The 15,303-nt window shown below is 41.3% G+C and carries 9 protein-coding genes and 2 tRNA genes; 9 read left to right on the forward strand and 2 right to left on the reverse strand.

Annotated elements, in window-relative coordinates; all coding sequences use genetic code 11:
• Positions 1 to 37 precede the first annotated feature (37 nt).
• Positions 38 to 1,126: a WG repeat-containing protein gene (locus WCM76_11375; protein MEI6766236.1), complete on the forward strand. Its 1,089-nt coding sequence runs from the start codon at positions 38 to 40 to the stop codon at positions 1,124 to 1,126.
• A gap of 32 nt (positions 1,127 to 1,158) precedes the next feature.
• Here the strand turns inward: WCM76_11375 and WCM76_11380 are convergent, their stop codons facing one another.
• Positions 1,159 to 1,743, reverse strand: coding sequence for a CAP domain-containing protein (locus WCM76_11380; protein ID MEI6766237.1), 585 nt, complete (start codon positions 1,741 to 1,743; stop codon positions 1,159 to 1,161).
• Positions 1,744 to 1,916: 173 nt separating this feature from the next.
• Between WCM76_11380 and WCM76_11385 the strand changes: the two genes are divergently transcribed.
• From WCM76_11385 to WCM76_11415, 7 genes are all read left to right on the forward strand, one after another.
• Positions 1,917 to 2,000, forward strand: a tRNA-Leu gene (locus tag WCM76_11385).
• Positions 2,001 to 2,052: 52 nt separating this feature from the next.
• Positions 2,053 to 2,135, forward strand: a tRNA-Leu gene (locus WCM76_11390).
• 394 nt (positions 2,136 to 2,529) lie between these two features.
• The gene (locus tag WCM76_11395) at positions 2,530 to 3,777 is read left to right on the forward strand and encodes a TolC family protein (GenBank protein ID MEI6766238.1); all 1,248 of its coding nucleotides are present in this window, start codon (positions 2,530 to 2,532) and stop codon (positions 3,775 to 3,777) included.
• 25 nt (positions 3,778 to 3,802) lie between these two features.
• Positions 3,803 to 4,723: an efflux RND transporter periplasmic adaptor subunit gene (locus WCM76_11400; protein ID MEI6766239.1), complete on the forward strand. Its 921-nt coding sequence runs from the start codon at positions 3,803 to 3,805 to the stop codon at positions 4,721 to 4,723.
• Positions 4,720 to 7,746 carry an efflux RND transporter permease subunit gene (locus tag WCM76_11405; GenBank protein ID MEI6766240.1) on the forward strand — a complete coding sequence of 1,009 codons (3,027 nt, stop codon included), beginning with the start codon at positions 4,720 to 4,722 and terminating at the stop codon, positions 7,744 to 7,746. Before WCM76_11400 ends, WCM76_11405 begins: the two co-directional genes overlap by 4 nt.
• Positions 7,747 to 8,014: 268 nt before the next feature.
• Positions 8,015 to 9,646: a T9SS type A sorting domain-containing protein gene (locus tag WCM76_11410; GenBank protein MEI6766241.1), complete on the forward strand. Its 1,632-nt coding sequence runs from the start codon at positions 8,015 to 8,017 to the stop codon at positions 9,644 to 9,646.
• 325 nt (positions 9,647 to 9,971) lie between these two features.
• The gene (locus WCM76_11415; protein MEI6766242.1) at positions 9,972 to 11,147 is read left to right on the forward strand and encodes an acyloxyacyl hydrolase; all 1,176 of its coding nucleotides are present in this window, start codon (positions 9,972 to 9,974) and stop codon (positions 11,145 to 11,147) included.
• Between the two features lie 73 nt (positions 11,148 to 11,220).
• On the opposite strand, the gene WCM76_11420 is transcribed toward WCM76_11415, so the two are convergent.
• Entirely contained in the window at positions 11,221 to 13,452 is a 2,232-nt protein-coding gene (locus WCM76_11420; protein ID MEI6766243.1) for a cation:proton antiporter, read from the reverse strand.
• 191 nt (positions 13,453 to 13,643) lie between these two features.
• Here WCM76_11420 and WCM76_11425 point away from each other — a divergent pair, with 191 nt between their 5' ends.
• Positions 13,644 to 15,089 carry an ATP-binding protein gene (locus WCM76_11425; protein ID MEI6766244.1) on the forward strand — a complete coding sequence of 482 codons (1,446 nt, stop codon included), beginning with the start codon at positions 13,644 to 13,646 and terminating at the stop codon, positions 15,087 to 15,089.
• Positions 15,090 to 15,303: the final 214 nt, after the last annotated feature.

Below are 15,303 nucleotides of genomic sequence, written 5' to 3' on the forward strand. Positions count from 1 at the left end.
AAAGGGGGTCAGCTTAACGCGGAACTAGGGGACCAGTTTGCGCGTATTCTCCACTACCGACGGCGACACTGCAATTGCATGTCAGTATAACAAGGCCGGCAATTTTTCCGGTGGTCTGGCTGCCGTCAGAAAAGCCGGAAAGGCGCTATATATTGATACAAAAGGGCAGAATGCATTCGGTATCACTTTCATCACAGGGCGCGATTTTATCGATGGTTATGCCATTGCTTCCGACCGATACGGTACCGGTGTGATAAACAATTCCGGCCTATGGGTAATCCCTCCGAAGTTCGACCGTGTAACTGTTCTCGATCCTGCTGAGGGCATTGTCGTGGTTGCCCGTAAAAATAGGTACGGCCTTATGTCATTGTCGGGCGAAAAGCTTACACCTCTGAAATATGAAGCTTTGCGGAAGCCATGTGACGGATTAATGGCAGCACGTTCGCACAATTCATGGGGATTTATAAGTACAATGGGGAACGTGGAAATACCGTTCAGGTATTATGATGTCCGTAATTTTTCGTGCAACCGGGCTGTTGTGAATGAACGCGGTCACTGGGGTGCCATCGACCGTAATAATCATAGGGTAATTGAATTTAAGTATGGTGCTGTAAGCTCTTTCAGTGAAGGCATTTGTTTTGCCGGTGTGGAGCGTGGGCTAAATATTATGATTGATACTGATGGCGTAATAATTTCAGAAAAAAACCGGTTCAGGATGCTGAAGGATTTTTCTGAAGGCAAATCGGTTATTGTTGATGATTATCATGATTCGGGATTCATTGGCCGCGACGGGAAGTTATTATTTGGACGGAGGTTCAGCGGTGCCTGCTCTTTTTCGGGTTCAACTGCCGTTGTGAAAGAGGGTAGCGAGTGGGGTATTATTGATGATAATGGCGCATGGATTGTGCCGCCTTCCTATGATTCCATACATGATTTTGTTGAAGGCAGAGCCGTTGTGGGCGTACTTAAACATGAAGGATTGGCCGATTCGCGCGGAAATATCTGCATTCAGCCCGAATTTCAAAGTGTTGAAATGGCACCTTACGGAATTATAAGGGTTCGGCAGAATGGCGCTATGGGCTATGTCGACCTGGCAGGAAGGGAAATCTGGAAGCCTACAAAATAAGCCCATTTGTTTGTTGGTGTTGTTTTCTACCACTATGGACACACAAGGGGGGCATTTTCCGAATCAGGGTCATTTCCGAACCATATCACGGCGTAGTTGTCCATCATACCGATACCTACAGCATTCCATTTTTGCGACCAGATACCGATATTCAGGATGACATTATTATGGGCAGGGCTGCCATGCCAGCAGTTAAGCGCTTCGGAAGGGCTCATGTTTGAAGACATGCACGCAATTTCATAACCGTTTCCTGTATATTTTGTCAATTCTTTTGGCTTGCTCCACATAAGTTCCGCTTTTTTATGGTCATCGGTATAACAAACCTGTTTCCACGGTCCTTTTGCCGACCAGCTGTGCATGTTGCAGGTAGCCGTCTCCGGCGAATTTGTGGCAAGATCCCAGACATGCAGTTGGGCCACGTAGGTCAGTGAGCGCGAAACGGGTATAGACGGGAGCCCTTTTTCCTTGCGATATTTCATGACCAGGTCGTAGAGTTCTTTTTCGTCGGAACTCATGCAGACGGAGGCCGGCTTGTATTTTACCGGATCGTAGGAGCGCTGTGCCGTAAGAAGAAATGGCCAGAGGGCCAGTAACAGGAGCAGGTTTCGGGATTTCATGGGCTGAGTTTATTAGAGTAACGTCAAAAAAGTCTGTTATATTTTGCAGGCTAAAATCGGGCCGAATACACACATTAATACGATTAACCGGAAGAAAGTAAGGCCTCAGATAAAAAGATTTTGTAAAATTAGTACTTCCAAACATAAAAATATTATCTTTGCAGCCGCTTAAAGCCCAGGTGGTGGAATTGGTAGACACGCTACTTTGAGGGGGTAGTGCCCGATCGGGTGTGCAAGTTCAAGTCTTGTCCTGGGCACCGATAAAATGATTAAATTATTAATTAGTAATTACAAATTATTAATTAATACGCCCGGATGGCGGAATTGGTAGACGCGCTAGTTTCAGGGACTAGTATCCTACGGATGTGCAGGTTCAAGTCCTGTTCCGGGTACAGAATAAGCTAGAAAGCCCCGGTTGATGGGGCTTTTTTGTTTTTGGGTATCCAAATAAGTACCCATTTTATCTTCAGAACGGAACTGATGGTGACACACGATTAACCACATTTTTCTGCTATAGATGGACCTGCATACCTGGGCTGTTGGGGAATATCGGCTAAAAAACGGCACAGGTTTCAAAAAACAACAATTGTTTGTATTCCAATAGTTGCCACAAAAATAGCAGCAATGCATTGTTGCACCGACCTGAATTCACCCACATTTTTGATTATAAAAAGGAAGAATAGTACCTCCCAACCGTCGAAATTTTTATACTACTTCTGAATAGTTCGCCCTAAGGCGCAGAATGTTTGAAAGGCAGGTTTCAAATTTTGTATCTTTACGTCCCTTATGGCGAAAAAACTTTTGCTCATATTAATTCTTTTGGCAAGCAATGTTTACCTGACAAATGCTCAGGAAAAGAAACAATCGCTTGATTTCTATCTGCAGGTTGGAATCGCAAATAATCCGTCGCTAAAAGATTTACAAAACCAGCAAAAATCACTTTTGTATGACAGCCTGCTCGTCAGGATTTCGCGTAAGCCACAAATAAGCGCCAACGGAATTTTGCTTGCAGCGCCGGTAATCAATGGCTATGGCTATGATGAAGCAATAACTAACGGTAACACATTTTCTGCAGTCGTGGGATTTTCGCAGGAACTTCTTGTAAAAAGGACAAATAAGAACCAATACGAAAACATACATTTACAGGGCAGTTCAGTCCGGAATAATTCCCAACTCACACGCCGGGAACTGAAAAGAGAAATTACCACGCAATTTATTGCGGCCTGGGCGGCAGGTGTGGAAGTTGTATATAATGATGAAATTCTTGCAATGCTGAAGGAACAGCAAAATATTGTGAAACAGCTTGCAGGACAAGGCTTGTATAATACGACCGATTATCTGTCAATGCAAATAGAGATACAAACCCAGCAGATAAATATAAGGCAGCGGAAACTGGAATACCGACAGAGCCTTTTTGAGCTGAATCGTATTTGCGGGATTTCAGATACAACGCTGTATTCGTTGGCAGAGCCGACCATAAATCCTATTCCGGAAAATCCTCAGCAATTGCCGTTTTTTGAACAGTTTCGGATTGACAGCCTGAAAACCATGAATGAAATCGAGATGACGCGGCTGAAATACATCCCAAAACTCAGCTGGTGTGCCGATGCCGGACTCAATAATACGGATCCTTCATTTATACATAATAATTTTGGGTTGAGTGCAGGATTGAATTTTTCGATGCCACTGAATTCAGGAAAACAAAAAAATATTGAATTGTCGAAGTTGGGTCTTATTGAAGACAGCCGTAAGTCTTACAAAGATTTTTTCAGCAAACAATACCAAATGCAGGTGGTTCAGATTCGCGAACAAATAAATCAGTGTGATTCGCTTATGGCAATGACGGAAATTCAGATTGGGTCTTACAATGAGCTGATAGCAGCCGATCGGTTACTGATGAATAAAGGCAGCATTTCGATGATTGATTTTATTTCGGTTGTTCGCAATTTTATTGAAGTAAGACGAAACAGGTCGTCTTTATTGACTCAGCGATTGCTGTTATTGAATGAACTGAGTTATTGGCTGGGCAATTGATTTTTTATTTGTAAAAGAGAAATGTATGATGAATAAGCTTCGGGCGTATTTTTTGGTTCTCGCTCTCTTTGGGATGATTGCGTCATGCAATTCACCTGTTGACAATGCCGCTGATAGTACAACAGTATCCATCACTCCTGTAACTGTCGCCAATGTCAATAAGCAAACCCTTGAAGAAACCGTTGACTTCAATGCAACATCTTCTTTCCTTGACAAAAGCAGTGTAAGGTCACCTATAAACGGATATATAAAGCAAGTGCTGGTGAACCTCGGCAGTACCGTGAAAAAAGGCGATATCATGTTCTATGTTCAGACCAAAGAAGGTTTGGCACTTGAAGGAAAACAGCGCGACAGTACCGGCAATTTTAACGGAATTATTAAAGTCTGTGCGCCTGCTTACGGACAGATTACCGGTTCAAATATTCAGCAGGGCGATTATGTGCAGGAAGGGCAGGAGCTGTCTACAATATCTTCGTTGAGCAGCCTGGTCTTTATCCTTGAGGTTCCTTATAATCAGCATGCCTGCGTTACTTCGGGAAAACATTGTAGTATTACATTGCCTGACGGTAAAGTGATTACAGCCACCGTTGGGGCAAAGCTTTCAACAATTGAACCGCTTGCGCAGACAGAAAAATTCATCCTTAATCCTGACGGTACGTTAAACCTGCCGGAAAACCTTGTTGCGGTCGTTCATTTCACAAAGAACCAGAAACCCAACGCAGTCACGGTGCCTAAAGAAGCTGTATTATGTGATGAAGCACAAACTAATTGGTGGGTGATGAAACTTATCTCCGACAGCCTTGCTGTAAAAATTCCTGTATCGAAAGGCATTGAAACAGACAAAAGTGTTGAAATAATTGCTCCTCTTTTCACTCCCGATGATCGGATCGTTGTGACCGGAAGCTATGGATTGCCGGATACCGCAAAAATACACATCATAAAATGAAAGACGGGAAAGGATTTTCGGATTATAAGGTCCCCGTGATGGTCATCATGCTGCTTATCATAGCTGGAGGCATCTTTGTTTATCAGCAAATACAAACGTCTCTTTTTCCTGAAATTACCTTTCCGAAAATTAAAATCATTGCCGATTGCGGATTACAACCGGCCGACAAAATGATGATTACCGTTACCAAACCACTTGAGAATGCAATAAAACAAGTTCCGAACCTAAAAACCGTGCGAAGCATTACTAGCCGCGGTAGTTGCGAAATATCCGCCTTCTTCAACTGGAACTCCGACATCAATCTCTGCCAACAGCTGATGGAGTCCAGAATTGCAGAGATTAAAAATGACCTGCCTGATGGCACACAACTTACCGTTGAGCAGATGAATCCCTCTATTCTGCTCATCATGGGATTCAAGTTGGAAAGTAATTCAAAAGACTCGATAGCGCTTAATCTTATTGCAAACAATATCATCAAGCCGTATCTTTCACAGGTGAATGGTGTTTCGGCAGTTCGCATTCTCGGCGGAAAGAACAAAGAATATTATGTAACGCTCGATCAGAATAAAATGAGCTCCTTTTCTATCACTCCGCAAATGGTGCAGGATGCAATAGGACGTGCGAATTTTATATCTTCTAATGGCTTTGTGAGTGATTATCACCGAATGTACCTCGCACTTACCGATGCCGTTTTTGATAATAAAGAAGATATTGAAAATTGCGTACTGCGAAGCGATGGTAATAGTATTATCAAAGTAAAAGATATTGCAAGTGTGAGTGTTGGAGTCAGACCTGAATATGTAAAAATCAATGCTGACGGGAAGGAATCTCTGCTGATAGGAATTGTAAAACAACCCAACGCCAACCTGCTTAAAGTATCAGAAGATCTGGAAAATAAAGTGACTGAGCTGAAGACCATCCTGCCGAAGGGTGTCGTAATACAACCATATTATATACAGGCTGATTTTGTAAAAGGGGCCATGCGGAGTGTTACGGATAGCCTGTGGATAGGACTTTTACTTGCATTATTTGTCGTATTTCTATACCTGCGTTCGGTGAAGGCGGGTCTGACCATTTTGTTTACGATTCCGGTAACACTTGGATTGACGTTAATAGTTCTGTACGCCTGTGGCTACACAATAAACATCATGACACTGGGCGCTATTGCCGCCTCTATCGGACTAATCATTGATGATGCTATTGTGCTTGTTGAACAATTTCATCGTACGCGTGAACTGCATCCTGCAGAAAAAAGCAGTTGGCTGGTGTCAGCATCTGTCAAACAATTATTCCCGTCAATGCTTGGTTCGTCTATCAGTACCATCGTAATTTTTATTCCTTTCTTTTTGATGAGTGGCGTGGCAGGCGCTTATTTCAAGGTGCTTACAACTACAATGATTATCACCTTGGTTTGTTCCTTTTTTGTTACTTGGATTGGTCTGAGGTATTTTTATCTTTTCCTTTATCGTGATAAGGTAAAAATAACCGAATCGTTACCCGTAGTAATACAACCGAAAAAATGGATATCCTATTTTTCGCGCAATCCGGTGTGGAGTTTCATTTTTATTGTGCTGTTAATGACATCCTCTGTGCTGATATTTTCGAAGCTTGAAAAAGGTTTTCTTCCCGAAATGGATGAAGGCTCCATCGTGCTGGATTATGTTTCACCACCGGGAACATCGCTGGAAGAAACCGACCGTATGCTGAAGGATGTTGAAAAGATTATTGCCACCATTCCGGAGGTGGAAAGTTATTCCCGTCGCACGGGGACACAGATGGGCTTTTTTATTACGGAACCCAATACCGGTGATTATCTGATTCAATTGAAAACCAAGCGAAACCGTACTACAGATGAAGTTACAAGCGAACTTCGCCAACGCATAGAAGAAACTCAGCCTGCTTTACGAGTGGATTTTGGTCAGGTGATAGGCGATATGCTTGGCGATCTGATGGCTTCAGTACAACCTGTCGAAATTAAAATATTCGGTGATGATCATGAAAAATTAAAAGAAATTGCCGGCCATGTAGCAGCGGTTGTTGAAGCAACAACCGGCACAGCCGATGTATTCGACGGGATAACTGTTGTTGGCCCGGCTGTTAATGTACAACCCGATCAGTCAAAACTGGCGCTATACCAGATTTCGCCTGCCGATTTTCAGAATCAGGTGAAACTACAGCTCGAAGGTTTGGAATGTGGCAGCATTCCGGAAAAAGAACAGCTTACTGCCATCCGGCTCCTGTACCCCGGAACATTTAAAATGCCCATCAGCAAGCTGTCAGAACAAAAAATATTTCTTCCAACAGGAAAACTTTTACCAATGTCGTCTGTGGCTGATATTCATATAGACGAAGGTGATGCTGAGATAGAGCGCGAAAATCTTCAGACAATGGTAGCTGTTACCGGGCGTCTTGAAAATCGTGACCTGGGTGGTGTAATGAAAGATATTCAAACCGGGGTAAGGCATGAGGTTAATACACCAAAAGGTTATCACATTGATTATGGTGGTGCCTATGCTGAACAACAGCAATCATTCAAGGAATTGCTGCTAATCCTTTTTCTTGCAAGTTCATTGGTTTTTTTGCTTATTCTGATTCTTTTCAAGGACCTAAAAGCATCGCTGCTCATCTTGTTTATTTCTGTAATTGGCGCCGGAGGCAGTGTGCTGGCACTTTTCCTGACAGGCACACCGCTCAACGTCGGCAGTTATACCGGACTGATTATGATTGTGGGCATTGTTGGCGAAAATGCTATTTTTACGTTCAGGCAATTTACGATATGCCGGCAGGAAATGGATATAAAAACAGCTATTAATACGGCTGTTTCTCTGCGTCTACGCCCGAATCTGATGACCGCCTTCGGAGCTATTATTGCCTTAATGCCGCTGGCTCTGGGCATCGGAACAGGTTCCCAGTTACATCAACCACTTGCAACGGCTGTTATCGGCGGTTTTCTCGCTGCTATTCCGCTGCTAACGGTTGTCTTACCGTCATTAATGGTGCTGTTTTACTGGGAAGAAAAATAAGTCTGAAGAATTTTTTAATAGCATTCATTACGGAATTTTCTTTCTGTTTCAACCGAACCGGCAGCATCATTTCGCCCGCCCTGGTCATACTATTAATATGAAACTTACATTCGCAGATTTTGAATTCGGAATAACTCAGTTTAGCTCAGTAATAAGATTTCAATATGCAATATTATTGTTAATAATTCAAAAAAAAAGTTTCTTAATATATTGACAAATGCTATGTCATTGATTATATTTGCTTTCTTAACCCTAAAGATAATTCAATATGAAGAAAAGAATTTACCTTTTCAGCATGGCATTGTTTGTACTTGCTTTTTGCAATATAAATATGCTCTTCGGGCAGGTACAAAGAGAAACCTCGCCTCCCGTTGTCCCGCTAAAGTGGGGCGGCGATGTGATTGTTCACAATGATCCAACGTTTAATCAGCAAAATGCTAAGCTGGCAGTTGCCTTCAATGGTTGGCTATATTCAGTTTTTTCAAGCCAAAATGGTACTAGTTGCGGAGTTACAATAATGAGATCAAAGGACAATGGCGCTAATTGGAGTTTAATCAGTAATAATATTTATGCTAACTCATTGTATAAGGCAGTTGATGCAATAGTTTGCGGCACAGACACGAATAATCTGAGATTATTTGTAGGCGGCATCTTATACACTGGAACAAATTATGTGGTTTGGGTTGATAGATATAATGCTACTACAGGTATCCAAATTGACGAACCTTACGGCTATTCCTCTCCCAGTATAATTTATGATCTGGCTCTCGCATCCGATTACCTTTTACCTTCAAGTTATGTAAATAGTTTGTCACAGCCATTCGGTGTTGGACTTGTCTACACGAAGCGAGGCGGTAGTCAGGATTCTGTGATGTTTGTCGGTTCAGGCGACGCCGGGGCGACTTTCAATTCGCCCAACGTTGTTTACTCGACATCCTACTGGTTAGGGAAAGTTGACATGAGCTACGGCGCAAATTCGTCTTGGTTTTTGGGAAGATTTTATGTGGCATTTGAACAATTTACTTCTCTTTCAGACTCTGTTGGCGCAATATTTACGGCATACGCGCCATTTGATAATCCGAGTACATTTGTGGGGCTTGTCAGGCTCGATACAGTAGGAAACTATCCCTCTGTAATTGGCAAGTGCCGCCGACCAAGCATTGCCTGCCAACAGTCTTCAAATTTAAATGATTCAACCGGTTTAACTTCGGTTGTTGTGTTTGAAAGGCAATACACACCTACAGACTGCGATGTTCTGGGATGTGCTACAAAATCATCGCCGAATGATAATCACTGGGGTTCAATTCTCCCATTGAACGGATCAGATAATGAAGTGATGGGGAATATTAGCTTTGATCCGGGATACAACAACTTCCTGCTTACCTATTATAATTCAACAACCGGGTATCTGCCTTTTATGGTTAAGAATTTTAACCTTCCGAACCCGAGCACCTGGGGAGTCCTGATGTCGCATTATAACGATAATACATCTGACCTTACAAAACCATTTCCACGCGTTGAAATTAATCCTGTTGCTCTTCAGTGTGCTTTTACCTGGACAGCAAATCCCACTGCAAATGGCGTAACAATGTTTGATGCCGAATACTCCCTAATAGTAGGTATCAAAGAATTGGAAGAACAGGGTTTTTCAGTGTCACAGTTTGCACCTAATCCTGCGGTGAACACTGCGAACCTCGATATCAGCCTAAACGAAAATTCAAAAGTTACAGCAATTTTATTCGATCAGCTTGGCCGTCAGGTAATCCTGGCGAATGATTCCGAAATGGGCAGCGGTAACCAGCGGTTGAGTATTGATGTGAGTGAGCTTCCTGCCGGTATGTATTATTGCATGTTGATTATCAATGGACAAAAATTGACTCGCAAACTGACAAAATTTTAAGGAATAGTGTTTGAGCAAAAACACGATTTGAACATCCCGGCAGATAAATGCCGGGATGTTTTTTTTAGATCAATATTTTGATAGCAATAATGTCACTCAATAGTTAATCATCACATCGCGAAACATACAGATTCAAATCAGTAACTGAATTTTTCAAATGTTCTCAGTATCGTGCTGTAGCGATATTTCCGAATTCTTTTCAATACCTTCCGAATTATTGGTAACTTCGTTGCGGGTAACACTTTAATTTAGAAAGTCCAAATTGACAGGGCTTTTTATGAGGCTTTTCCGGAAGTAAATAGTCTGTAAAAATTAAAAAAATATTGTGAAAAAAATTCTCACACTATTATTTCTTTTCGATTCTCTTTTTTGTTTTTCTCAAAATGATTCCGTCCCGGTCAGCCGGACACAGGACCGGCAGCATTTTTCAGTTCAGCTGACATATCAGCATGGTTATGTGTTTGGCACAAACGCCTTTTTAAAAGGTAAGAATATTGAATCCCAAAAAATCAAAGCTTTTCAGACCGTCTCAGTAAAATTCAGTAAACAAACTGTCGGAAAAAAGTTGTGGGAGCAATTGTATCAATATCCGAACTGGGGATTTGGAGCCTATTTGGCCGATTTTTATCATCCGCGAGACGTCGGTTACCCTATTGCTGTTTATGGCTTTTTAAATTCACCTTTTAAAAGGTGGAGAACTTCAGCGTTTAATTTTGAAATCGGATTTGGAGCTACATTTAATTGGAAGTGTTTTAACCCGCTGACGAATCAATATAATACTGCCATTGGAGCTGGACAATCTTTTTTAATTGATGCCGGGCTGAATTTTGAGCAGCGCCTGCTGAAAAAATTGGCTGTTTCAATTGGTTTCAGCGTTACCCATTTTTCAAACGGTGCGCTGAAGAAACCAAATTTCGGCATAAATACGATAGCCCCCAGAGTTGGTATTAAATATAACTTTTTTGAAGCTCCGGCGTTTATAAAGCAGGCAGTACCTCACTACCATGCAAATAACGAATGGCTGTTATCTGTTTTCGGAGGAGCCAAGAATGTAGTTTATGATTCTGTAAGCACTGGAATTCTTGAAAAGTATGAAGGCGTTTTCTTTCCTGTTTTCGGATTATCGGCATTATATAACCGCCAGATTAGTTACAAATCAAAATTCGGTCTGGGTATGACCTTTTCATACGATGGTTCTGTGAATGCTCAGGTGGCAGTTGATAATAATGAGATAAAAAAAGTTAAGGGTCCTCTGGGCGATAACCTTCAGCTCAGTATTTACCCATCCTATGAATTGGTGGCCGGTCGGGTGTCAATTATTCTGCAGCCGGCATTTTATCTTTACAGAAAAAAAATGATGAATCAATCTCCTGTTTTCCATCAACGAATTGGACTGAAATACCATCTTACCAATCATATTTTTGTCGGGATAACACTGCGTGATTATCATTTTCATGTTTCCGATTTTGTAGAATGGTCTGTTGGGTACAGAATCAGATAATGTATAAAAAGTATCTGTTAGCATTGACGGTCCTTTATGCATGAAATTTGCTGTCATCACAATAGACAATACATCAAATCACTTCACATCCGCTGAACTCCTTGACCGAAAGCTGAATCCGTTTTTCATTTCCCGCAATCCAGATTTTATCATAAGCGTTAAACACAAGGTCTGATTCGGGATTCAGAATGCGCTTCCCGTTTCTTTCAATTCCAATAATTAGCCCCTGTGTACGCTCCCGTATTCTTGAGCTGCTGATTGTTTGTCCGAGTAGTGGCGATTTTTTGCTCAGCGTAAAATGATGAAGCGACACCTGCGTTTTCTGATTGTCGGACTTTGGTTGTTGTGTATTTGATTCGAGAAAGGTCTCAAAATTACTGATCTGCTCGTCGGTTCCTATTACTGAAAGAGTGTCGTGGGGATAAAGATGTGTATCGCGGCCCGGAACATTTATTACAAAATCATCGCGCTCAATTACTACTATGTTTACGCCAAAACGTTCTCGTATTTTTGACTCGGACAGGGTGCTGCCAACCAGCGGTGACTGAGCGTTGAGTTCAAAGGTGGTGATATGCGTATCCCAGGGTGTAAGAATCGCATTTTGATTTGATGTTTTGGATTCACGCTCGTTGAAGTTGATTAAAAACCGCATTTCAATTTTACGATAAAATGCTTTTATTTTTTTAATAAAAACAGCCAGTATTATAATTGAAACAACGGCGCCGGCAAGCGCAATCCAGGGCGAAAATAAACGGTCGAATAAAAAACCGATATAAAAAACCGCTAATAAAATCCTTCCTGTAAGCAGAGCCATCAGCGGACCACGCTGTGTGCTTTCCATCCATACATTCGCATATGCCTGACGTTGGGTTCTGCGAAATGCAAGTGCCCATAAAAACGGCGACAAAATGATGAGCGAAATGGCCGACGTAATTACCCTGCTTAATTTGTATCCGAATAATAATGGCGCCAGATATTGGGTGCTGAGCATTATTATTGTAATGATTATAACAGAAAAAATAATGATATTAATAACATTCGAACGCAGCACTTTTTTCCAGTCGCTGATCTCCGAAACATTTTGAGTTCCTATGCTGTAATTTGCAATGGCATTCGTCCATTTTTTCGGTAGCAGGTATTCCGTAAGTTTATATACAGGTTCCGAAAAGCGTATCATATAGGGTGTGAAAAATGTTGTTATTACTGAAACTGCCACTGCAACAGGGTAGAGGAAATCGCTTGTTACTTTCAGCGTAAGCCCAAGTGTGGCAATAATAAATGAGAACTCACCGATTTGTGAAAGGCTCATCCCCGATTGAACGGCTATTTTAAGAGGCTGTCCCGAAGTGATAGCTCCAATTGCAACAAAAAATGGTTTTCCGAATAATAATACCAGGCTTGCGGCCATAATCGGAATCGCATGAGCCATAATCATTTTCGGGTCAATCAACATTCCGACGGAAACGAAAAATATGGCACCAAACAAATTCTTTACAGATTTAGTGATGTGTTCTATCTTTTCCGCCTTTGTTGTTTCAGCAAGTATAGAACCCATGATAAATGCCCCCAGCGCAGGCGAAAATCCTACATAGTTTGCCAGTACCGCCATTAAAAAGCAAAGTGCCAGAGAAATAATGAGCAGGGTTTCTTCATTAATCAGCCTGCGTATTTTTTGAAAAAATGTTGGTAGAAAAAATATGCCTGATACAAACCAGAGTACTAAGAAAAACGCGAGTTTAAGAACAGACATCAGCATTTCGCCACCGGCAAAAGTTTTGCTCACCGCAACTGTCGAAAGCAATATCAGAAGCAACACTGCGGCAAGATCTTCAATGACCAGCACTCCGGTTACAATGCCTGCGAATTTTTGATTCTTCACACCCAGTTCATCAAATGCACGAATAATAATGGTTGTAGAAGCAATTGCCAGAATGCCGCCTAAAAAGAGGCTGTCGGTTCCGTTCCATCCGAGCAGTTTTCCAACGCCATACCCTAACAGCATGGTAAGTGTAACTTCAGTAACTGCTGTAATTACGGCTACACCGCCCACTTTCAATAATTTTTTGAAACTGAATTCAAGCCCGAGTCCGAATAACAGAAACAACACGCCTATATCTGCCCATGTGCGGATGCTTTCAGTTTCTATAACATTGGGGAAGAATTTTAGGTTTGGACCAACGAGCAACCCTGCAATTATATAGCCCAAAACAACAGGTTGTTTAAGCCGTTTAAACAGAAGGGTAACAACAGCTGCCGCACCCAGTATAAGCGCCAAATCAATAATCAGTGCGGGTAAATGTTGCATAAAACGGTCAGCATTATTTCAGGGAATAAAGATACGCTTAATTATTTTTTGATGTTAACACGGTTTATATTTTTGTGTGGCTGCACAACTGATCCGTGTGTTAATTGTGGAATTATTTTGCGCTGTGAAATTTATATTTGGCGAAAACTTATTATATTTGCATAGATTCCGCCAAATATAAAATTGTTTTTATGAAGAATAATTTGATTGGACGTCATTCAGAATCTGAAGTCATGACGGGCCTTCTGAATTCAAAAGGGGCTGAAATGCTGGCTGTAATTGGACGGCGAAGGGTCGGAAAAACATTTTTGGTTAGAACGGTATACCATGATTTTCTGAATTTTGAAATTACGGGAATTCAAAACGCACCATTAACAGTACAGCTACAGGATTTTGCATACCAATTATCGCGGTTGACTAAACCGGGCAAGCAATATCCCGTTCCGGAGAATTGGAGTGTGGCTTTCAGACAGCTGTCATCAGTATTGGAGAATGTAAAAAGCAAAAAGAAGTTAGTGCTGTTTTTTGATGAGCTACCGTGGTTGGCTTCTCGAAAGTCGGGTTTTTTGCCGGCACTTGATCATTTCTGGAATACATGGGCATGTAAAAAAAATATTATCATTACTATTTGCGGCTCCGCGGCTTCTTGGATGATTGATAAAATAGTTCATCATAAAGGTGGCTTACATAACAGGATTACAAAGTTGATTAATTTGGCGCCTTTCACACTTAGTGAAACCAAAAGCTACCTGCATAGCAGAGGTGTACGCTTAGATCATTATCAAATTATTCAGTTGTATATGGCAATGGGGGGCATACCTCATTACCTGAAAGAAATTAAGCCTGGATTGAGTGCTGCGCAAAATATTGATTATATATGTTTTCGAAAAGATGGACTTTTGCGCAGTGAGTTTGGCAAACTTTATCCTGCTTTATTTGAGCATGCAGAAATTCATATCAAGGTTATCAAAGCGCTGGCCTCAAAATGGAAAGGGCTGACACGTAAGGAGATTGTTGCAATTGGCCGTTTACCTGATGGCGGCGGACTTTCTCGGGTGCTTACCGAGTTGATTTCGTCCGGGTTTATCACGGCGTTCTCACCATTTGGGAAAATTAAAAAGAACTCTTTTTACCGCTTAACGGATGAATATTCGCTTTTTTATTTGAGGTTTATTGAGAAACAACACAAGGCTGCTGCAAATGTCTGGCTAAAGTTGAGCAGATCTCCGTCATGGAAAAGTTGGAGTGGATTTGCTTTTGAGAGTATTTGTTTGAAACACACGGTTAATATTAAACAAGCTCTTGGTATAAGCGGTGTTTATACTGAGGAATCCGGTTATTTGTTTAAAGGTGATAAAGACAAGGAAGGACTTCAGATTGATCTATTAATTGACAGACAGGATGCTGTAATCAATATTTGTGAAATGAAATTCTATTCTGGAATTTTTACTATCGACAAATCATATGCGGCTAAACTGCGAAATCGAATGAATGCGTTTCGCGTTCATTCAAAAACCAGGAAAAATGTTTTGTTGACATTCGTAAGTTCATTCGGGATTAAGCAAAATAGCCATAGTACGGGTTTAATCGATAATAATCTTACCATGGATGTTTTATTTAATGATGAGGTCTTATAATTTATATTTGGCGGAATCTATAAAATATGGAGTACATTCCGCCAAATATAAATTGTCTGTTATGTTATAAACCGCTTAAGGATTTCATTATTTCAGGTGTTTTATCAGCGATTATTTGCGCAGCAACTATTGCTGTGGCTGCGAATCTTTTGCAACTTCTGCCATGTTTAATAAAGCAACATTCAATTTACCTTCTCCTTTTCAGTTACTGAAT

The sequence above is a fragment of the Bacteroidota bacterium genome, from assembly GCA_037133915.1.
Taxonomy (GTDB): domain Bacteria; phylum Bacteroidota; class Bacteroidia; order Bacteroidales; family CAIWKO01; genus JBAXND01.

Bases quoted from the DNA above. Each gene is read 5' to 3' on its own strand.
- WCM76_11405 (MEI6766240.1), top strand. From the start codon at position 4,720: ATGAAAGACGGGAAAGGATTTTCGGATTATAAGGTCCCCGTGATGGTC.
- WCM76_11400 (MEI6766239.1), top strand. From the start codon at position 3,803: ATGATGAATAAGCTTCGGGCGTATTTTTTGGTTCTCGCTCTCTTTGGG.
- WCM76_11425 (MEI6766244.1), top strand. From the start codon at position 13,644: ATGAAGAATAATTTGATTGGACGTCATTCAGAATCTGAAGTCATGACG.
- WCM76_11395 (MEI6766238.1), top strand. From the start codon at position 2,530: ATGGCGAAAAAACTTTTGCTCATATTAATTCTTTTGGCAAGCAATGTT.
- WCM76_11380 (MEI6766237.1), bottom strand. From the start codon at position 1,743: ATGAAATCCCGAAACCTGCTCCTGTTACTGGCCCTCTGGCCATTTCTT.
- WCM76_11410 (MEI6766241.1), top strand. From the start codon at position 8,015: ATGAAGAAAAGAATTTACCTTTTCAGCATGGCATTGTTTGTACTTGCT.
- WCM76_11420 (MEI6766243.1), bottom strand. From the start codon at position 13,452: ATGCAACATTTACCCGCACTGATTATTGATTTGGCGCTTATACTGGGT.